At 46.4% G+C, this 21714-nt stretch carries 15 protein-coding genes; 14 read left to right on the top strand and 1 reads right to left on the bottom strand.

Features of this window, described 5'->3' with window-relative positions:
- The first annotated feature begins 3 nt into the window (after positions 1-3).
- The 14 genes from OIU26_RS09915 (at position 4) to OIU26_RS09850 (ending at position 20140) form a co-directional block, all read left to right on the top strand.
- Entirely contained in the window at positions 4-801 is a 798-nt protein-coding gene (locus tag OIU26_RS09915) for a TatD family hydrolase (protein WP_264216696.1), read from the top strand.
- 455 nt (positions 802-1256) lie between these two features.
- Positions 1257-1853 carry an ECF transporter S component gene (locus OIU26_RS09910; RefSeq protein WP_040102053.1) on the top strand — a complete coding sequence of 199 codons (597 nt, stop codon included), beginning with the start codon at positions 1257-1259 and terminating at the stop codon, positions 1851-1853.
- Positions 1853-3337: an ABC transporter ATP-binding protein gene (locus OIU26_RS09905; protein WP_264216695.1), complete on the top strand. Its 1485-nt coding sequence runs from the start codon at positions 1853-1855 to the stop codon at positions 3335-3337. Before OIU26_RS09910 ends, OIU26_RS09905 begins: the two co-directional genes overlap by 1 nt.
- On the top strand, positions 3312-4103 hold the full coding sequence (locus tag OIU26_RS09900) for an energy-coupling factor transporter transmembrane component T family protein (RefSeq protein ID WP_013369582.1): 792 nt from the start codon (positions 3312-3314) through the stop codon (positions 4101-4103). The genes OIU26_RS09905 and OIU26_RS09900 overlap by 26 nt, the downstream gene beginning before the upstream one ends.
- 138 nt (positions 4104-4241) lie before the next feature.
- Positions 4242-4967: an ATP-binding cassette domain-containing protein gene (locus tag OIU26_RS09895; protein ID WP_264216694.1), complete on the top strand. Its 726-nt coding sequence runs from the start codon at positions 4242-4244 to the stop codon at positions 4965-4967.
- A complete protein-coding gene (locus OIU26_RS09890) occupies positions 4960-5631 on the top strand; it encodes a methionine ABC transporter permease (protein ID WP_013369584.1) in 672 nt (223 codons plus the stop codon). The genes OIU26_RS09895 and OIU26_RS09890 overlap by 8 nt, the downstream gene beginning before the upstream one ends.
- 272 nt (positions 5632-5903) lie before the next feature.
- Positions 5904-6761, top strand: coding sequence for a MetQ/NlpA family ABC transporter substrate-binding protein (locus OIU26_RS09885; RefSeq protein WP_013369586.1), 858 nt, complete (start codon positions 5904-5906; stop codon positions 6759-6761).
- 347 nt (positions 6762-7108) lie between these two features.
- Positions 7109-7528 carry a hypothetical protein gene (locus OIU26_RS09880; RefSeq protein ID WP_264216693.1) on the top strand — a complete coding sequence of 140 codons (420 nt, stop codon included), beginning with the start codon at positions 7109-7111 and terminating at the stop codon, positions 7526-7528.
- 15 nt (positions 7529-7543) lie between these two features.
- The gene (locus tag OIU26_RS09875) at positions 7544-12511 is read left to right on the top strand and encodes a DUF4132 domain-containing protein (protein WP_264216692.1); all 4968 of its coding nucleotides are present in this window, start codon (positions 7544-7546) and stop codon (positions 12509-12511) included.
- Between the two features lie 225 nt (positions 12512-12736).
- Positions 12737-13231, top strand: a complete 495-nt coding sequence (locus OIU26_RS09870; protein WP_264216691.1) for a GNAT family N-acetyltransferase — start codon at positions 12737-12739, stop codon at positions 13229-13231.
- Between the two features lie 194 nt (positions 13232-13425).
- Complete coding sequence (locus tag OIU26_RS09865) at positions 13426-14409, top strand: Gfo/Idh/MocA family protein (protein WP_264216690.1); 984 nt, start codon at positions 13426-13428, stop codon at positions 14407-14409.
- Between the two features lie 494 nt (positions 14410-14903).
- A complete protein-coding gene (locus OIU26_RS09860; RefSeq protein WP_264216689.1) occupies positions 14904-17633 on the top strand; it encodes a beta-glucosidase in 2730 nt (909 codons plus the stop codon).
- A 177-nt stretch (positions 17634-17810) separates the two neighbouring features.
- Complete coding sequence (locus tag OIU26_RS09855) at positions 17811-19328, top strand: glycoside hydrolase family 30 beta sandwich domain-containing protein (RefSeq protein ID WP_264216688.1); 1518 nt, start codon at positions 17811-17813, stop codon at positions 19326-19328.
- 305 nt (positions 19329-19633) lie between these two features.
- Positions 19634-20140, top strand: coding sequence for an S-layer homology domain-containing protein (locus OIU26_RS09850; protein ID WP_264216687.1), 507 nt, complete (start codon positions 19634-19636; stop codon positions 20138-20140).
- Between the two features lie 701 nt (positions 20141-20841).
- Here OIU26_RS09850 and OIU26_RS09845 read toward each other — a convergent pair.
- Positions 20842-21636: a tyrosine-protein phosphatase gene (locus OIU26_RS09845; protein WP_058829602.1), complete on the bottom strand. Its 795-nt coding sequence runs from the start codon at positions 21634-21636 to the stop codon at positions 20842-20844.
- Positions 21637-21714: the final 78 nt, after the last annotated feature.

The raw sequence follows: 21714 nt of genomic DNA, 5'->3' as shown, positions 1-21714 counted from the left end.
GAGATGGATAGGAGTACACCGTTAATTGATATTGGTGTGAACTTGATGCACCGTTCGTTTCATGCAGATCGGGAACAGGTGGTCGAGAGAGCAGCGGCTGTAGGGATTACACCGTTGATTATTACTGGAACCAGTGTTCGCAGTAGTCGAGAGGCCGCTCAGTATGCAGCGCGTTATCCTGGTCAGCTGTATGCTACAGCTGGCGTGCATCCCCATGATGCCAAAAATTGCAGCATAGATACGATTCAACAGCTCCGCCAACTCGCGGTTCAGCCGCAGGTCGTATCCATAGGAGAATGCGGGTTGGACTATAACCGTGATTTTTCTCCGCGTGATGTACAGCGCCGATGGTTTGGAGAGCAGATTCAACTGGCGGGTGAGCTACATATGCCGTTATTTCTGCATGAACGAGATGCGCATGAGGATTTTGTCTCTATGTTACGAGAGCATCAAGAGCTTGTCGATAAAGCGGTGGTGCATTGTTTTACTGGCACTGCTCAGGAATTGCATACGTATGTGGAAATGGGACTGTATATCGGTATCACAGGCTGGATCTGTGATGAGCGGCGCGGCAAGCATCTGCGTGAGTTGGTGAGGGATATTCCGCTCGACCGGTTGATGATTGAAACGGATGCTCCGTTTCTGACCCCGCGTAATCTGCCTGTGAAGCCCAAAGAAGGGCGTAATGAGCCGATGTATCTCGCTCACATCGCCGCTACGATTGCTGAGTGCACAGGCCGGAGCATGATGGAGATCGAAATCGCGACGACAGAAACAGCCAAACGTTTCTTCGGATTATAGGATTGTCAAAGCCCTAGATGTGGTATATATTATAGTGAATTAAAAAGCATTGTCGGGAGCTTGAGATAGTCAGGCTGAGAGGGTGGCCCTTGCCGCCGACCGTGAAATCTGATCTGGGTAATGCCAGCGTAGAGAAACCTAGAACACTATACAAGAAACAGGATTACCGCCTATTGGTGGCGGCTAGTCGATGGATTCGTTTCATATCATATATCAAGTTAACGAGCTGCGGGTCTGTAAAAAGTTGCACGGACAAACGTGTCTTGTTTTGTACCTGGCTTTGGCTTGGTTTCAGTGCAGTAGACTACTGTGCTATATGAGATATGTCGACAACTGATAATGTATGGTGATCATTTTATGACTGCGCATAAAGCTTGCCTGGAGATTCAGCTCCGGACAGGCTTTTTTTTATGGCCAGAAGGCCTATTTTAACGAAAAAGGGGAGCGTATCAACAATGAATACGAATGTAAAAGCGTCCAAAGGGTTGAAGCTGACTGATATTTTGGTCACGATTGTAATCTCCGTGGTGTTCGGGCTGGTCTACAAAATATGGGGACCTGCCTATGATTTAATGAAACCATTCGGTCTACACGCTGAGCAACTGATGTATGGGATGTGGTTTATGGCTGGCACGTTCGCTTATCTTATCATTCGCAAGCCGGGAGTTGCGATTTTGGCAGAAGTGGCCGCGGCCACAGTCAGTGCTTTTTTGGGAAGCGAATGGGGCATGTCCACCTTGTACTATGGTCTGCTGCAAGGCTTGGGAGCGGAGCTGTTCTTTGCGGCTTTTCTGTATCGGAACGCAAACCTGTGGGTCGCTTCATTAGCTGCGGCAGGGGCGGCTGTCACTTCTTTGATTTTAGACTTCAGCTATGGGTATATTGATCAGCTATCGACCTGGAACTATGTTTTGTATATTGGATTTCGGATGATTGGCAGTATTGTGATTGCTGGGGTATTCGCTTTCTATCTGGCTAAGGCGCTGGAGGTAACCGGAGTTACGCGAAGTTTGAGACCGGCAACGGAACAAGATTATAAGGGGCTGGATTGATGAGCGCGGCCAACGAAGATATGGTGGCTTCGATCACCCGTCTTCGTTTGAAATTTCCCGGTGAGCAAGAGCTGCTTTTCCACAATATGTCCTTATCTGTCCGCAAAGGGGAAAAGCTACTGCTGCTGGGTCCAAGCGGATGCGGCAAATCAACGCTGCTTCAGGTGCTGAGCGGACTGATTCCACGCACGATAGAAGTGCCTATGAAATACGATGCTGCTGTGATCCCGAGTCTCTCTGGTATTGTATTTCAAGATCCTGACACGCAGTTTTGTATGTCGTATGTAGACGAGGAATTGGCTTTTGTGTTGGAGAATAAACAGGTTCCAAGGGAGCAGATGCCATCCCGTATTCGCGAGCTGCTAATGCAGGTTGGTCTATCGACGGATGATATACACTTGCCCATTGCCAGCATGTCACAGGGAATGAAACAGCGGCTGGCGATTGCATCTGTGCTGGCTATGGAGCCGGAAGTGCTTTTTCTGGATGAGCCGACAGCTTTGTTGGACGAGGAGGGCACGACACAGGTGTGGGATACCATTCGCAACATTTCGGCAGACCAGACGCTGGTGATTGTAGAGCATAAAATCAATAAAATTGTCCAGGATGTGGATCGGATTGTGGTGCTTTCTGATCAAGGAGAAATGATTGCGGACGGAAGGGCGGAAGAAGTATTTCATGTGCATCGGCAGGCATTATCCGAGTATGGCGTGTGGTATCCGGGGATATGGGATGAATCGTCTTCGCCGCGTTGGAGAGAGTCTGTGACGCAGCAGAAAGATGGAGGGCATACGGATAGTCCGTCCACCTCAGCACCTACAACGGATTTGCTGGAGCTAGAACATTTTAGCGGACTCCGGGGTTTGAGCACAGTCATTTATGTGGAGCAAGCGCAGGTGAAGCCTGGCGACTGGATTGGCGTGGTCGGTGAAAACGGGGCTGGCAAAAGCTCGCTTCTGCTCTCTATGATGCGTTTACTTCACACGCAGGGTCGTTATTGCGTGTGCGGAGCTGAGGCAGGCAATACGGAGCAACTGGCTGAGCGTATTGGGTTTGCATTTCAAAATCCAGAGCTGCAATTTGTAGCGAACACCGTACGAAGTGAACTGGAATATTCGTTACCCAAGAGCCTGTTTACAGCTGAACAGTGTAGGGAACGAGTGGATCGAATGCTTATACAGTTCGGACTGGAGCGGCTGGATGAACGCCATCCGTATCAGCTTTCGTTGGGTCAAAAAAGGCGGTTGAGTATTGCTACGGCTATGATCCGGGAGCCGGAAGTGCTGCTGCTGGACGAACCGACTTTTGGGCAGGATGCGCGTAATACCTTTGTCATGCTGGATATGTTGGAGCAGCTGAGAGCGGCAGGCACGGCCATTGTGATGGTTACGCATGACCCGGAAATTGTCCGTCGATATTGTACCGATGTATGGCGGATTCAGAAAGGGGAACTACAGTATGAGCCTGTCCTTTCCTCATCATGAAACATGGCTGCATCGCGTAAACCCGGGCCTAAAGCTCGTGATGTTTTCCCTGCTGTTTGTGATTGTTATAGTCATCCATGATCCGAACGTTATGTTTAATGTTGCATGTGCTATGCTGCTGTTGCTTGTCTGGTCAGGCCATCCATGGAAGCGGCTGCTCCTGTACGGATCCCCCTTTATATTGGTGTTTATTTCAACCTCAACAGGCATGATGATGTTTGGCAAGGGAGTGACGACCTGGTGGACATGGGGCCTGATCCATATTACGCAGGAAAGCTTTTTCCGAGGCATGCATCTGGGCTTTCGTGCACTGAGTATGGCCGCGGCAGGGTTGCTGTTTGGTTTAACGACTCGTCCGGTGAGCCTTTTTTATTCACTGATGCAGCAATGGAAGCTCCCTCCCAAGTATGCATACAGCTTTTTGGCAGCTATGCGGTTGATGCCGATGATGCTGGAGGAATTTCAGGCTTTGAGACATGCCCACCGTATTCGAGGTTTACACCAGCATGTGTCCAAATGGAATATGTACGCCACGCTCCGCAGGTACGCCATTCCGCTACTTGCTCAAAGTATCCGGCGTGCACAGCGCATTGCTATTGCCATGGAAGCGAAGGGTTTTGCTAATGAAACCAAGCGCACGTATTATTATGCGATCGGCTATTCGGCTGTAGATATTATATTTATTTTTTATTTTGTGGTGCTGCTGATGTTGGCTTGGGGACTTGGTACCTGCTTTCCTTATGTAGGGGTATGGGATGTACGTTAATTGTTGCAAAAGGCTTTGCCCGATTTCTGCTCTGTGGTATATTAATGCAATGGGAATTGACGGCTCGTACAGACCCGCCTGGGCTGGCGGGCTTATTACATTTTCCCGCAGTAATGGATCATCAGGAGGCAAAGTTACATGATTACGCTGCATCAGGTAAGCAAGCATTATACCACCTCAAGCGGCCCATTTCATGCGGTTCAATCCGTGTCCCTTCAAGTGGAGGAGGGGGAAATTCACGGTATCATAGGTGCCAGCGGTGCCGGCAAATCTACGTTGCTACGGTTGATGAATGTATTGGAAAGACCGGATGAGGGAAACGTGGTTGTGAACGGGGAAGATCTGACTCGCATGCCGGAAAAACGTCTCCGTGAAGCTCGGCGATCCATAGGGATGATTTTTCAGCATTATCATCTTGTTCACAATCGGACGGTAAGTGGAAATGTAGCAATGCCGTTGGAGCTGGCAGGTGTCGCGAAAAAAGAGAGAGCGGAACGCGTGCGCGAATGTCTGCAATTCGTCGGTTTAGCGGATAAGGCAGAACAGTATCCGGCACAACTGAGCGGAGGCCAAAAGCAACGTGTGGCGATTGCCAGAGCACTGGCGAATCGTCCTGCGGTGCTGCTTTGTGATGAGCCGACCTCGGCCCTTGATCCGCAGACGACTGCGGATATTCTAGGCGTGTTACGGGAGATCAACCGTGAACTGGGAGTTACCATTGTAATCGTCACGCATGATATGGACGTGGTACGCAACATTTGTACCCATGTATCAGAAATGCGGGACGGACAGCTGCTTTCAACGCAACGTGTAGCTGATGCTGCGGTAGGTTCAACAGCGAAAGCAGGTGAAGCTGATGAATGAAATGCTAAGCATCATTGCGCAATATCAGTCTGAGATATGGAAAGCCATCGGAGAGACGTTTATCATGGTGGGGATTTCCATCGCAGCAGCTGTACTGTTAGGGCTTCCGGCAGGAACGATTTTGTATTTGTGCGGCAAAGGGCAAAAATATGAAAACCGACTGCTCTTCACCATTCTGAACAGTGTGGTCAATGTCATCCGCTCATTCCCGTTTTTGCTGCTCGTCGTGTTTATGATTCCATTTACACGTCTGGTCGTAGGGACGGCGCTGGGCACGATGGCTGCTACGGTTCCCTTGTCAGTGGTGGCCATCGCCTATTATTCGAGGCTGGTGGAGCAGTCATTGCTTGAGGTGCCCAAGGGTGTGATTGAAGCCGCTACTTCTATGGGAGCATCCACCCTCCAGCTTATTTTTAAATTTCTGTACGTGGAAGCCCGTTCCGGGCTAGTACTGGGTTTGACCACGTCCACCATAAGCTTCATCTCCTACTCCACGGTGATGGGCATTGTGGGCGGCGGCGGGGTAGGCGATTTTGCCATTCGCTATGGTTACCAGCGGTTCGAAACAGGCTTGATGGCGTTCACCATCGTCGTCATGATTATTTTCGTACAAACGATCCAGTTCACAGGAAGCACCATATCCCGCCGGATTGATAAGCGGTAAGAGGTTTATGAATCTCTTCATTAACACTTGCACAACTCACTATGGGAAATAAAAATGACTTTACAGTACCTCAAAAGCGGAGCGGGCAGAATTGTTCTGGAGAAGCGTTAGCGTTCGCCTTTGAAATGGGATTCTAACCTATCATCACTTTAAATGAGAATCCCATTTCAACAGCGATCGGAAGAACAATCTGCACGCGAAGCGGCTCAATCTCCCACTGTAACTCATTTTTTATCTTCCCAATCACAACTAATTTGGAGGTTCATCATCGAATGAGTCGGAAAAACAACATGAAAACGAACTTGAAGTTACTTACACTATTTGCAGTCGTTATGCTGCTGGTTGCCGGATGCGGTGGTCAAAAGCAGGCTACACAAGAAACAACAACTAAAGAAGCAGCTTCCCAAAAAGAAGTAACCTTGAAAGTAGCAACGCTAATCCCACCGATGACAGATGTGCTGGATATCGTGAAGCCACTGCTTAAACAGGACGGAGTCAATCTGGAAATTGTTGTGCTGTCAGACAATATTCAACCGAACAACGCATTGGCAAGCCACGAAGTGGATGCTAACTTCTTTCAGCATGCACCGTTTATGCAACAATATAATGAAAGCAACAAATCTGATTTGGTAGCAGTAAAACCAATTTATAACGCCATTTATGGCGCGTACTCCAAAAAATACAAGAACGTTAAAGACCTGCCCGAAGGTGCGACGATTGCCATTGCCAATGATCCGGCCAATACGGGACGTTCTTTGGTAATGATGGAGCAAAACGGTTTGATCAAGCTTAAAGAAGGCGTAGGCTATAATGCTACACAGGCTGATATTATTGAGAATAAGAAAAAGTTTGTGTTTAGAGAAGTGGATTTGTTGATGCTGGCGCGGTCGCTGGATGATGTGGACATGGCTGCCATGTATCCCGCATATGCCAAGCCGCTCGGTCTGACACCGAAGAAGGACGCACTGATTACCGAAAAAGATGATACGCACTTTGCCATTAATTTGGTAGCACGTAAGGATAATGCAGATTCTGATGCCATTCAAAAGCTGGCAAAACGAATGACCGGACCGGAAGTACGTAAATTTTTTGAGGACAATTACAAAGATAGCGTTGTTCCAGCATTTTAAATAAATAAGTATTGAAACATTATTTTATGATGATATTTGACCTGTATAATGGAGTGAAGTCTGTGAAAAGCAGATGGTCTCCCTTGTGCAGGTCTTTTTCTTTTTCACCCTTAATATGGATAAATTTCATCGAAAACAGGGTACAAAGTCTTGTTTTTTAAGATTTGGGGTGTTACAACGCTGTGAATTTTGGTCATTAAGGGCGATAGAGTAATGATAAGGAACATATTAAAATAATTATACGAACAAACATTCGTCTTTCGTTTTATTAATGATGTTTGTATGAGGGTCGAGAAATTCAGCAGACAACGGGTAAAAAGTGTGAATAAACAAGGAAGGGAAACGATATGAAGCTGTTTGTAACTGTAAAAAGTTTGGGAAAGCGCAAGCCCGCACTCGCACGACACGAAATAGAGCTGAACCCTACTCCAGAAACATTGCGAGATTTGATTACTGCAAACGTTGCCCTGAATGTTCAGAAACTACGGGAAAAGCAGGAGAGTGTCGCGCTGATTCCGTTCCTCACGGGAGAGGAAATTCAGGCACAAGGCGAGAAAGGCAAAGTAGGATTTGGTTCCATATATAATGATGGTGTTCCTGATATTGAGGATGCCGTGAACACGGCGATGCAGGCCTTTGAAGATGGATTATACAGAGTTTTTATATGTGATGAGGAAGCGATTGAACTGGATGCTCCTTTGTCACTTCATGCAGGGGATGAGATTGTATTTATACGCTTCACAATGTTGGCTGGAGGCTTATGGTAGAGGAGGAGACGAAATATGCATCAGGAGAACAATGAGCAAGAATATTTCGCCACACTGAAAGAGCGCGCGGCGCAACTGGGTGGACAACAACAGGAGTTGGCTCAGTATGTTGTGGAACTGGGTAAGCTTCATTACATACAAGAGGTCGAGGAGCCATTTATCGAATGTCAGCGAATATTGAAAGAACGGGCGGCAGAAAGCGGAGAACGGCTGTTCAAGCCACTGGCAGAGGTATTGCGTGCTCTAATTGGACAAACAGCCGGCAATGTGTTCGCACATCTAACAGAGCATGTGACTGAATATCCATACAGCACCGGATATGAGCGCAGACCGTTTCGCACTTCGGATATTACCGCTCATACTTCCCAAATTTATAAAAAAATGGTGCAGTTGATCCGAATGGACTGTATCGGATTCTCTATAATGGATTATTTAACGAAAAAAGACTATGAACCAGGCAGGGATTACCGAATTCAGGAAACGATTGGTGATTGGATTGCTTACGAGCTAGACAACGGCAATTCACAGGTGCTTGAGGCGCTAAAAGCTATTATTTATGGGGATAATCAGGCGGCGCTACTTACGCGCAATATGATTAAAGGCATGCTGCTGAGCCATCAAGAAGAGAATTATCATATGATTGGCGAGCTGCTGGCAGCGGCCAAGCTTCAGGAGGGATTGCGCCAAAGCATTGTGGAGCAAATGGATGAAGGAACTCCAGAGGCTCTCATTTATCTGTTAAAGGTGATCATCGACCAAGGCTTCATTCGTTACAGTTCGGTGGTGCGGGCGCTTGCAGTCTGGACGGGCATGGGCTTGGAATCCGCGAATCAGCGGGTCGTTCGCCAACTGATCGAGCAGGCATATGAAGCATTGACTCGCAGTGAATTGCGCCAGAAATGGCTGACCAGCTCAAATGCTAACGAACTGTATACGAGTTTGTGGGCTACAGCAGTACATGAGGAACGTGACTTGTATGGACAGGTTCGCCAACTTATGGAGCAGGGAGCAGCTTACCAGAAGATCGTAGCACAATATGTACTGTCTAATACTAAAAACAAGGATCTGCGCCTCGGAATTGCTAGAGAATATCTGGATGAGACGGATCCGGAGCTTCGCTATTGGATACTCACGAACTATACAACTGATTATTTTTATGAATGGGTAGAAGGCGGGACGGTCGCGGATCGAATCGTTAAAGTGGCGCGCACTCCTTTGTTGGAGAGCAAAGAGGAGCGTCGTAAGGATTTTGAACGACTTCATAACCTGTTTGTACATATGAAAAAGGGAGAGTCTACCGAGCCCTCCAAGGTACTGGATTATGTAAATCTGTATCACCGCTCGGATGCAGCTATTCAAAAAATGCTGTATCTCGCTGGTTATGATATGGACGCTTCCTGGATTGGGGAAATTATAGCCTTAAAGGATCAGATTAGCCCTAATCTGCGCGGCGAGATATTGAATCATTTTGTGCAGAATCCTGAGGATGCGGTACAGCGTGATTTTATTTTTTCCAGCTTGTCTGACAAAAGTATGAGTATCCGTGAGTTCGCTGTGGCTAAGGCGCGTAAGCTGACGCTGTCGGAACCAGAAATGCAGCAAATGGAAGCCTTATTAAAGCTCAAGACAGGCTCGTTGCGACAAAGTGTCATCGGTGTGTTGCTTTCACAATCGGAAGAGCCGCTTGCTGGCTCTTTGGAGCGCTTGCTTCGTGCTAAGGCGGAACTGCAACGATTGGGTGGCCTGGAAATTTTGACGAAGATATATGCAGATCCTGATCGTGCCGAGCAATATGAAAGCCTGCGGTCTTTGGCGGATATCATTCAGCAACCCACCGCCAAAGAGGAGCAACTGCTGTCCAAGTTGGGACAGGAGGATGCTTATACAGGGACAAACGGGTTTGGCCTGTACGATCCGAATGTCAAGGAAGCTTGGTTGGAAGAGAAAGTTGATCTGGGTGATTTCCGAATGGCCGATGTTTTTGTTAGCCCATTGGAGAAGCTCAAGCAGTTCTTGAATGGACTGGATGAACTGGTTCATCATCATCGTGATGTGGAATATACTGCGGAGTATTATTCAGGCTACAAAGATACATTGCTTATTGGGACGAACCTTCGCCCTCTACGGATGATTCAGGTCGATGAAGAAGTAGATTCCAGGCTGTCTTTATATCCTCTTTACGAGGAATGGGACCGTTATTTGCAGGAATGCGGCATAGAAGCGCGTGAACTGCTGGAGCTTGTTTTTTATGATCGATTGGAGCCTATGGACCGAACGTTGGATCGTTACTATCGATATTTCTCATTTAACTTTGGCTATTCAGAACAAAGCAAGCACAAGCTGCTGGAAGGATGGCGTAAAGACTTCGCCGAGCAAATGTATCCTTTAGAGCGGATTAACGAGGTTCAAAAGTGGATGGCAGAGCTGACCTATACCGATCAGGTAAGCACATTAATTAATGCTTATTTTATGGACACAGCCGGAGCCGAAACATTTGACGTAATCGACCTTGCCTTCAATTCACTAATGCAGAGCATGCCTAAGGATAGACCTGTAGAGGATATGGGAATGTTTCATTTATTGTCCGGCCCGTGGGTGGCATTGGAGAAAGGGCGAGTCCATGATAATGAGTCCTTTAAGCGCTTTTTCCATACCTTTGTGAACTACGCAGAATGGCCAGGCATGGAAAATCGTTTTTATTCTCCGCTGGATCTGGAGGATTACTTCAAAGCCTATGAAAAAGGGCTGATTGGTGTAGGTGAAGTGTATCGGGAGCTGCTGGCCAGTAGTGATAGCAGAAGTCATATGAGTACCTTAACCAATGCCCGTAATACATGGATTTCCAGCAAACCAGAATTTTTGGAGATACGTCGTACGGTTATTGATCGACTGCTGGAGGTTGAATTGGTTCGAGGCGACTTGCCTACCGAGGCCACACCAAAGGTGATGGGTTTGAGCCGGATTGAAGGCATGGATTATTTTATCCGTATTCTGGAGGGTCTCGACAAGGAAACGTTCATGCGTGGTTATGTGTATGGCTACGGTGATCGTATTACTAAAAAGGAATCGTTCAGCCACTTGCTCAAGGCATGTTATCCAAGTGATGGCGAGGATGCTGCATTGCTCAAGGAAAAGCTGAAACACACTAAAATTACAGATAAACGTCTGCTGGAGGCGGCAATGTATGCCCCGCAGTGGATTGAGATTGTAGCAGGTTATCTCGGATGGGAAGGTCTTCGCAGTGCGGCATGGTACTTCCATGCGCATATCAATGAAGGCTTTTCGGCTGAGAAAGAAACGATTGTAGCTCATTACTCACCGATAGCTCCGCAGGATTTTAATGATGGTGCCTTCGATATTCACTGGTTTCATGAGGCCTATGAGACGTTGGGCGAGGAACGATTTGATCTGCTGTACGATTGTGCCAAGTATATTTCGGCTGGAGCCAATCATCGTCGCTCCCAGTTGTTTGCGGATGCGACGCTGGGTAAGCTGAAACGGAGTGAAATGGAAAAATCAGTGGAAGACAAGCGAAACAAAGACCATTTGTTGACCTATAGTCTGATTCCACTTGCAGAGCCGCCTGAATCAGATGTCCGCGAACGTTATGATTTTATCCAGAAGTTTCTGGAACAAAGCAAAAAATTCGGGGCACAGCGTAAGGCTAGTGAGGCACTGGTTTCACGGATTGCGCTCGGGAATTTGGCACGTAACGCAGGTTATGATGACGTAACCCGTCTCGTCTGGGACATGGAAGCTCGCAAGCTGGATGATCTCCGCTCTTATTTTGAGCCCCAGGCCTTGGATGAGGTTACAACGATACAACTCGTTATTGATGATGAAGGAGCAGCAGATATTGAAATTGTCAGCAAAGGGAAGACGCTGAAATCCATTCCGGCTCGTTTCAAGAAGGATGAGTATGTTACGTCGTTAAAAGAACTTAAAGGAGATCTGGTAGACCAATATCGCAGAGCTCGCAAAGAATTGGAGCGCTCTATGGAGTCTGGTACGACCTTTATGGTAAAGGAATTGAGAGGACTGCTAGGCAATCCTGTGCTTGCTCCGCTGGTGCGGACACTGGTTTTCAAGGCTGGCGATCACCTTGGATATTTTAACGGGGATACGTTAGCGTTGACTGCTCCTTCTGCTGAACAGCATACTATTGGAGAAGAAGATAAGCTGATTATCGCACATCCACTTCATTTGTACGAAAGTGGTCGTTGGAGTGAATTCCAGAAGGACCTATTCGACCGTCAGATACGCCAGCCATTTAAACAGGTGTTCCGTGAGCTGTATCTGCTGAATGCTGATGAACGTGCTAACGCGACAGTTTCCCGTCGGTATGCGGGACACCAGGTACAGCCGAATAAAACGGTATCTCTACTAAAAGGTCGCCAATGGACGGTCAGCTATGAGGACGGACTCCAAAAGGTGTTCTATGCCGAGAATCTGATTGCGAACCTGTATGCCATGGCCGACTGGTTCTCACCAGCGGACACTGAGGCTCCTACACTGGAGACCGTGCAGTTCTTTGATCGGACAACATATAAGAGCGTGCCTTTGGAGGAGGTTCCCCCTGTTCTGTTCTCTGAAGTTATGCGGGACGTGGATCTGGTTGTCAGTGTTGCTCATGTAGGCGGCGTTGATCCAGAGGCTAGTCTGACGACCGTTGAAATGCGTAAGGTCATTGTACAGGAATCTCTTCGTCTGCTGAAAATTAGCAATGTACGCTTAGATGGGAATTATGCGCGTATAGATGGGAATCTTGGCGAGTATGCGGTCCACCTCGGAAGCGGTGGGGTCTACAAGCAAGCGAAGGGAGCACTGCACATTATTCCGGTGCATTCGCAGCATCGTGGGCGCATCTTCCTACCGTTTCTGGATGAGGATCCAAGAACAGCCGAGATTCTATCCAAAATAGCGTTGCTGGCTGAGGATCAGAAGATCAAGGATCCGCAAATTCTTGCACAGCTTCAAGCGTAGGATAGAAATTATAATATAGAGAAAATCATAATTAACTCAACGTTCGCACCTAGACAAGGTTTCAATCGACTATACAGATGGAAGCTCAGTTTAGCTGCGGAGGTTGAGTTATTTAATACAAGGTACGAATCAAGCACGAATAAGGAGATATACATAAAAGGTTGTCTCTGTGTTTTGGCGGGAAGCTTACGACATCACAATTGACGATAATAGGAGAATACAGCGATGGTAAATAGCATCCTTTTAAAAGAGTACGCAACTGAGTATCAATCGCAAGTTGTCGATTTAATTTTACATATTCAACAAAACGAATATAATATCGCCATAACTAAAGAAGATCAGCCTGATCTACTTGATATTGAAAACTTCTATCAGCATGGTAACGGAAACTTCTGGGTGGCTCTTAGTGAAGGAATCGTAGTAGGGACGGTTGCCTTGCTAGATATCGGAAACCATAAGACGGCGCTCAGAAAAATGTTTGTCAAACAAAACTATAGAGGCAAAGCCTTCAATGTTTCGAATCAATTACTTCAGTATGCTATAGAATGGGCCAAGAAACGGTCTGTTGAAGGAATCTATCTTGGAACAACACCGCAATTCGTTGCAGCTCATCGATTTTATGAGAAGAATGAATTTGTTAGTATTGCTCCTGATGAATTGCCAATGGACTTTCCAATTATGAAAGTGGATACAAAATTTTACAAATACACCATTCAATAAATAGCCTGAACCAAGACGATCCTGAAGGAAATTCCTGCTCAAAACTGACTTCGTGCTCGCCTCGCTGCCTTTCTGCCGAGCTGCAATACAAACTGTCGGCGAACAGGAATTTCTTTTGTTTAGGGCAGGTGTTTGCTAGAATGAAGAAGATCGTGTAAGTCTACGTTAACTATACAACTGGGAGGGATACAAGTATGAGCAAAAAGATAAAATGGGGAATTGTCGGTACGGGATGGATCTCAGATCAGTTTGTTGCTGATTTGCAGCATGTTACGAGTGGAGAAGGATACGCCGTTGGATCACGCAATATTGAAAGCGCTACCGAATTTGCAACCAAACATCAAATAGCACAGGCATACGGTAGCTATGAGGAATTAGTGCAAGATTCCGAAGTCGATGCGATTTACATTGGAACCCCTCATCCTTTTCATAAAGAGAATGTTCTAGCGGCTCTTCGAGCGGGCAAAGCCGTCTTGTGTGAGAAACCCTTCACCGTCAACAGCAAAGAGCTGGAGGAACTAATCAGCTATGCGCGTGATCATAAGCTATTCCTGATGGAAGCAATGTGGACACGTTTTTTGCCACCGATTCGCCAAGTGCGGGAGTGGATACATGAGGGACGTATTGGTGAAGTGAAGTTGGTGAAGGCGGAATTCGGTTTTCGTATAGACTGGAACCCAGAGGGAAGATTATTGAATCCCGAGCTGGGCGGAGGGGCATTATTAGATGCAGGAATTTACCCCGTTTCTTTTGCTTCGATGATCTTTGGTCCCGAGCCAGAGCATGTATGGAGTACCGCCCATATCGGGGAAACGGGCGTTGATGAGACATTTTCGATCATGCTGGATTATGGAAAAGGACGCACGGCTATGCTTAACGGGGCGGTTCGTCTCGGGCTGACGAATGAGGCTTATATCCATGGAACCAAGGGCTATATTCACATTCCGTCATTCCTGAATAGTACATCGGCTACTTTAGTTGTGGATGGTAAAGAGGTGCAAAACTTTCAGGATGATCGCTCCTCTACAGGCTATGCCTTTGAAGCAGAAGAAGTCGGGCGCTGCTTGAACGAAGGTTTACTCGAAAGTTCTACTATTTCTTTGGATGAATCATTAGGAATTATGAAATTGATGGATCAGATTCGTTCACAGTGGGGACTTCAGTATCCGTTTGAATAATCACATGGATTCACATTGCTTCCAGGGACCTTTCAGGTCTCTGTTTTTTTATTATCCTTTCTTTTTTATACATAAGTATTTCCAATTTCCTAAAATAGAGGCTTTGGTCGCACGCTAAAAAAGATCATAGATGCATGTCAAAGCGTGGGACATATGAATCATTTTTTAGGATTATAAATAGTTAAAAAACAGTCATTAAAAAGTTACAAAAGTGTAATCTTATAATCGGTTAACTGAATTGTTAGCGCTCTCTTTATATGAGAAAGAATGAAGGTCCTAGTATTCTTCTTCCAAAAACTTTCAATGAAATTTCCGAAAATGTGCGGTAGGGTGGTAAACGTGTCACTTGAGCCATTGCGGCTTTTGCTGACTTGCTTGCTTACCCCGTGGCTCTGGATTCTTGTTGGAGCTCGCAGGGTCGAGAGCCTTTGCAAGCCTGTGAGCGTTGAATAGGTATTCACCTCATGACCAAACATCAAGGAGGAATTACAAACGTGAAAGTAAAAACAACATGGTTGTTCCGTATGGTGATGATGACAGTCATTGCGGCTGTTGTGATCGGACCTATGCATATTGCAGAAGCGGCAGGAAGCCGGACAGATCGGCCTTGGATGAACACATCCCTGTCGGCTGAGAAACGGGCAGCATTGCTGTTACAAGAAATGACGCTGGAAGAAAAAATAGATCTGGTGACTGGTAAGGTCAACAATTATTATGGATTTTATAATAATCCGATGGAACGGTTGGGTATTCCGGCGTTAAAGATGGCAGATGGACCTGCGGGTGTTCGGATCGCCAATCCGGATGTGCAGGACAAGCAATCAACTGCGTTGCCGGCCCCTATTGCATTGGCTGCAACGTGGGATACCCAGGCTGCCAAACAGTATGGAGATTTGATTGGAGACGAGGCTTTTAATACGACTCATAATGTGGTGCTTGGACCGGGGATGGATATTGCCCGTATTCCATGGGGATCGAGGAACTTTGAATCTATGGGCGAGGACCCGCTACTGCAATCGCAAATGGCGACCGCTTATGTCAAAGGTGTGCAAAGCCACCCTGTCTTGGCGACTGCGAAACATTACCTTATGAATAATCAGGAGACGGAGCGTTTCACGACAAATGTCAAAGTCAGTGACCGTGCGCTACATGAAATTTACATACGCCCGTTTGAGGAGGCTATTGCTAAGGCAGACTTGGGCGGAGCTATGTGCTCCTTTAACAAGGTCAACGGCGAATCGGCATGTGAGAACAAGACCATCATGACAGACCTTTTGAAAAAGGAAATGCAATTCAAAGGCTTCGTGATGAGTGATTATGGCGCAAATCTGAGTACAGTCGAATCGGCAAATAGCGGTTTGGACCTGGAAACACCCGGAACACCTTATGGTAAATGGGGAGACCAGCTGCTGGATGCTGTCAAGAATGGCAAGGTAAGTGAACAAACGATTGATGATAAGGCTAAGCGCATTCTGGTGCAAATGTTCAGTAAAGGTTTGTTTGATCACCCGGCTCAAAATAATCAAATTGATGCCCGTGACCATGGTAAAACAGCCCGTCAATTGGCTGAGGAAAGTATGGTACTGCTTCAGAATAAAAACAACGTATTACCGTTATCTCAAGATAAACTCAAATCCATTGCTGTGATTGGTCCAGATGCAGATAGCGGCACAGTGGCAGGCGGAGGCAGTTCGTTGGTAAACCCGACGTACACGGTGAGTCCGCTGGAAGGCATCCGTAATCGTGTAGGCAAAGGAGTTACCGTCAAGTATGCACCGGGCACGGACCCTGTTTCTGCGGGAGACATTATGCCAGGTCCATCAGCTGTTCCGTCTTCGTTGCTGACCACATCCGATCAGAAAGAGAATGTCAGTGTTGGATATGCGACTTATGGCGATGCTGAGCAGGGACTGCGAGGCGAATACTGGACGAATAACAAGATGGAAGGCAATCCGATTCTTGTGCGCAATGATGATCAAGTCAATATGAATCTTGGCTTTTATAATTATCAGGGCTTCAATGCGAAGTCCCCTAAAGTTCCTAATACCCCAACAACACTAAATGGTTTGATATCTGCACGCTGGACAGGGGCCATTGCAGCTCCCAAGGATGGTGACTATGCATTGTCATTAACCAGTTTGGGATCAAGCAAGCTGTATCTTGATGACAAGCTATTTGTAGATAATCAAGGTACGAAGCTGGGAACAACGAAGAAAAACATCTCGCTCCAAGCGGGGGAAAAGCATAAGATACGAATTGAATATCGTGCCGATTATCCAACGAATGGTCGCGATTCTGGTGGTATGGTTCGTCTGGGCTGGGAGCCTCCGGCAGATACGACAGACAAGCTGATTGACAATGCTGTAAAGCTGGCTAAAAAATCGGATGTTGCGATTGTGGTCACACGTACGTATGAAAGTGAAGGCTATGTGGAGCGTTCCGATATGGAGCTGCCGAACAATCAGGATCGGCTGATCCGTGCGGTTGCCGCTGCCAACCCGAAAACCATTGTGGTACAAATGAGCGGCAGAGCTGTGCAAATGGACACCTGGCAGGACAAAGTTCCTGCGATCGTACAGGCATGGTTTGCTGGTCAAGAGCAAGGGAATGCCATAGCGCGCGTCTTGTTTGGGGATGTGAATCCTTCTGGCAAGCTGCCAGTAACCTTCCCGGTTAACGAGCAGTCTACACCTGTATCCTCACCGGAGAAATTTCCGGGTGTCAATGGAGTCGGTGACTATTCAGACGGTATTTTTGTAGGCTACCGTGGATATGAGAAATCGGGTATTCAACCTGCATTTTCCTTTGGACACGGTTTATCCTATACAACTTTCGGGTACAGTGATTTGAAGGTAAAACAGCATGCGAGTGGAAAGAAATCCGATCGTACAAGTTCTGTCGAGGTTTCGCTTAAATTAAAAAACACTGGCAAAACAGCCGGAGCTGAGGTTGTGCAGGTATACAGCGGTAAGCTTCCGACCAATGTAGAGACTCCATCACGTCAATTGGCAGGTTGGGCCAAGGTAGAGTTAAAGCCGGGCCAAGAGAAGAAGGTTCGCATTGAGCTCGACCCGAAAGCTCTCTCTTATTGGGATGAAAAATCCAAAGCATGGGTTATGCCATCTGGTGAAGTTCCGATTTATGTAGGCAGCTCCTCTCAGGATACAAGACTGACAGGAATTGTTACGATTCCGGCAGCCTCTACAGAAAAGGCAAAAAAGTAATCCCGTTATATTCCTTTTAAAGTGGTTAAATTTCAAGAGAGCACGGGCACTAACACCGGCTCTCTTTTTGCTATAGATATGTAACATTCAGTAGGTATGCAAAGGGAAACCCAAGTGAAAGCTGAAATAGAAGGAAATATAGGGGACAGTCTGATTATGGAGAGAGGAGGACCTTAGATGAAGAAACTCCCAAAACAACGACGTTCTGACTTCTTCCTGCTTATAGTTGCAGCTATCATCTTGATTGGTGCTATTCTGATCAGTCTGGCTATGCAGAATGGTGTGAACACGGCAGGCGAAAGGAATGTCAGTATGTGGCTAACCACACCAGACCCGGCGAATCGTCTGACACAGCAAGCCCCAATCCCATGGAGAAAAGACAACAGTAACGAAGTTGCAGCGAATGCGGATACACTGACGGTTGAGATTAGACCAGATATTCGTTACCAGACGATGGAAGGGTTTGGCGCAGCAGTTTCCGGTTCGTCCGCATATCTGATGAATCATGGCATGTCTGCCAATCAGCGTGATCAGTTGCTCAATGACTTGTTTACAGCCGGCGGTATTCAATTAAGCTATATTCGCCATACCATTGGAGCATCAGATTATTCAGTGGATGAACAGGGACAGCCTAGCAACTATACCTACGATGATGTGGCCACAGGCAAGGACTATGAGCTAAATCATTTCTCCATTGCCAAGGATCGGGATGTGATCGATGTGCTGAAGCAAATTCTGAGAAGAAACCAGGATTTACGGATTATGGGGACTCCATGGACGGCCCCGCCCTGGATGAAATATGGTGAGCAGATATATAACGGTTGGTATTTGGACTATACCGATCCGCGTGTCTATCAGGCGTATGCTGACTATTTTGTTCGTTATATACAGGCCTATGCGAATGAGGGGATTCCCATTCAGGCGATTTCCATTCAAAATGAGCCGGAATTCACCACGTCCAAGTATCCCAGCATGAGTATGGGAGCAGTAGAGCAGGCGAAATTTATTAAGCAATATTTAGGCCCTGCTTTAAGTCGAAACGATTTGTCTACCCATATTATTGCCTTTGACCATAACTGGGATACTGGGAGTGAATATGCCAAGACCGTGCTGGGAGACGAACAGGCTCGAAGCTACACGCACGGAACGGCCTTTCATTGCTACAAAGGAGAGCCGACAGCGATGTCAGACGTGCGCAATGCTTTTCCGGATAAGCCTGTTTATATGACAGAATGCAGCGGAGGAGCATGGAGTCCGGGCTTTGGAGATGATTTAAGCTGGGATATGTCCAAGCTGATTATTGGCGCACCCCGAAACTGGTCGCAAAATGTCCTCTTTTGGAATATTGCACTTGACCCGTCCGGCGGTCCGACCAATGGTGGATGTACCAACTGTAGAGGTGTAGTGACCATCGACCCGTTAAGCGGTGCCGTTACGAAAAATGTAGAATATTATGCGATTGGACATGCCAGCAAATTTGTCCGTCCTGGTGCGGTACGTATTGATTCTACTCATTATAGTGGAAGTATTGAAACGGTCGCTTATCGTAACCCCGACGGTACGCTAATCCTGATTGCCGCCAATACGGGAGAGAACACAAAAACATTTAAGGTTCGGCAGGGAAATCAAGTTTTCAAATCAACCCTTCCATCTAAGTCAGCAGCTACCTTTCAATGGAAGCCTACAACTTCCTGAGAGGGCCTGTACATCCATGTTTATAAAAATTTTAGAGTGCTTATCCCTATCTGGCTAAGTGCTCTTTTTTTCTCTACCAAGTTCCAACTAAGAATAAATAAAATTTTAAGATTGTTCAGAATCGGTTCAGAAGTGGATGATAAGATCTTTTCCTAACAAAAGAATGAACCATGTACAGGGAGAAACTGGTGAATTAAGAACAAATAAAGAATGGTAGAAAGCGCTAATCGAGACGTTGCTGGCAGGTATAGCATGGGGACCACAGCTTTGTTCATGTGGAAAAGAAAGGGGACACATCAGCAATTATGACTAAAGCGAATACAGTATCTTTTACCGATCAATCCAAAAATATGTCGTCCGAGGCGTTACAGGCAGTACAGGAGGCTGTGAAGCAAGGGGCGATCACTGATTATCCGGATGGCTCATTTCGCCCAGATGAACCACTGACGCATTGCGGCGGTGGCAGTTCTACAACGAATCCAACACCAACGTCCACACCCACACCTAACCATGTACCTGTCACAGCCACAGTTCCTCCCGATCAATATGGCATTGTGGGTTCTGGAGATACACTAGTGGATTTAAAAAATGTATTTTTTGGTGGTGATCAGGATGAACTATCGTATCATGTGATCACTTCAGATGTATACGTAGTAGAAGCAGAAGTAACAAGTCAACAGCTTACGTTAAAGCCCAAATCAGCAGGAAGCACACAGGTGTTTGTGACAGCAGAGGATGGAAAAGGTGGTAGAGCGAGCGTGTTTTTCACCTATACAGTCACTGGCTCTACTTATAGCTCAACTTTGACGTAATTAAGATGTTACAAAGTTGGACATTCACGTTGTATTTAGTGGTACCGCCTGGCAGAGCGACTATATTCCAGGTTTATCAGGAACCACAGGAGGTATTTCTTTTGTTCTTTTCACAATATGTCGATGGTGGAGACGGTCGCATATGTACTAAAATATCATGGAACTGTGGCAGATGTGCTTGGAGAGCCTCATTCGCAGGATCAATTGTTTCCTCAAGGCGGGACATTTGTTCGTAAACAAGGTATAACATGTGGCTCGCTCGTTTTTAATCAGCAAGATGAGTGGCTTGTTTACCCGAAGGTACTTATCAATATGTGGGCAGGCATACACTTTAATTGTGTATATTGTCTGAGACCTCTACTCTTTGTAGTGAAAGCCAGTTGGGAGACAAATTCCTCATCTCCGACTGTGTTCCCAGAAACAATTCTTTCATCAAGCTTGCCTTCGAGCATTTCCGGACAAAGGCTCATTTCCTCTGCAGGAGATGTTCCGTCTTACAGCTCTCACGCCACGTATATCATTTAAAATCCCCTCACTAAATCTTTTCTTGTTGTTTCGCGTCACCAATTATAAACACTATAGTTAAGTATAGAGTCAATTTTATCTTCCATCGGTGAATGTACATATAGTTTCCCTTGATCAGTCCTCGGTTAAATACCAGAATACCCCATAGTAGATTGGACAAGGTAACTTCAATTTCGTTACTCTAGAGCGAGCTCTTTGAAGCGTTCCAGGTGCTGCTGCGAAACGCCGCATTCGTTTTTTAAGTATCCTTCAATGTTCGCATGCCGGCTCATAATTCCCTGTAGCACGTCCTCCAGATAATCACGCTTCACCTCCAGCATGGGCCTGATTCGCTCTGCAGGCACTCGGTAAAAGCTCATCAGTCGGATCATTTTCTCGGCTTTTTTCATACGTGGCCCGATGCATATATTGGAATGCAAGTAGTCCTCAAGCACGCTTTCGTAGGGAATTCCCAGAAACAGCTGAATAATCGCCACGATGAATCCAGTTCGATCCTTGCCCCCAGTACAATGAATCAGGACAGGAAACTTCTCTTTTTCGGACAACAGAGTGAAAAGTTTCTGTAACGTAGACTTAGAGCCAGTTCCCATATGATCATACATGTCTTTCATCGTTTGCTCAAAATCGATATCCTTGCCATGTCTAATTAAATACCTTATAAATTCGAGACGGGTAAATTCCTGACTTTTATCCTGCATGGCCAAATTCTTTACTTCGACTCCCTGATTCAGCATGCGGCTCTTGTTCGATTTCTGCTCCGTTTCCGTTCTTAAGTCGCAAATCAGCTTAAGGCCGATTTGATCCATTCGTGCCATGTCGGCTCTCGATAACTTTGACAATTCGTCGGAGCGGAACAGGATTCCCTTTCTTACTCTCTTCCCATCCGTGGTGGCATAGCCTCCGAAATCCCTGAAGTTGGTCAAGCCATCAAAATAGAGTGCAGCGGTGTGCTCATGATTGTTTTTTTGCATATTCTTTTCCTTCCGTTCATTTATAAATCCCTGTTTTTTCATGACTAAATCAATGCTGTATATTTCGACCCCTGACAT

It is taken from the genome of Paenibacillus sp. BT-177 (genome assembly GCF_025846815.2).
Classification (GTDB): domain Bacteria; phylum Bacillota; class Bacilli; order Paenibacillales; family Paenibacillaceae; genus Paenibacillus; species Paenibacillus polymyxa_C.
The sequence above is the reverse complement of the archived record's forward strand: the minus strand, read 5'-3'. Positions and strand labels throughout refer to the sequence as shown.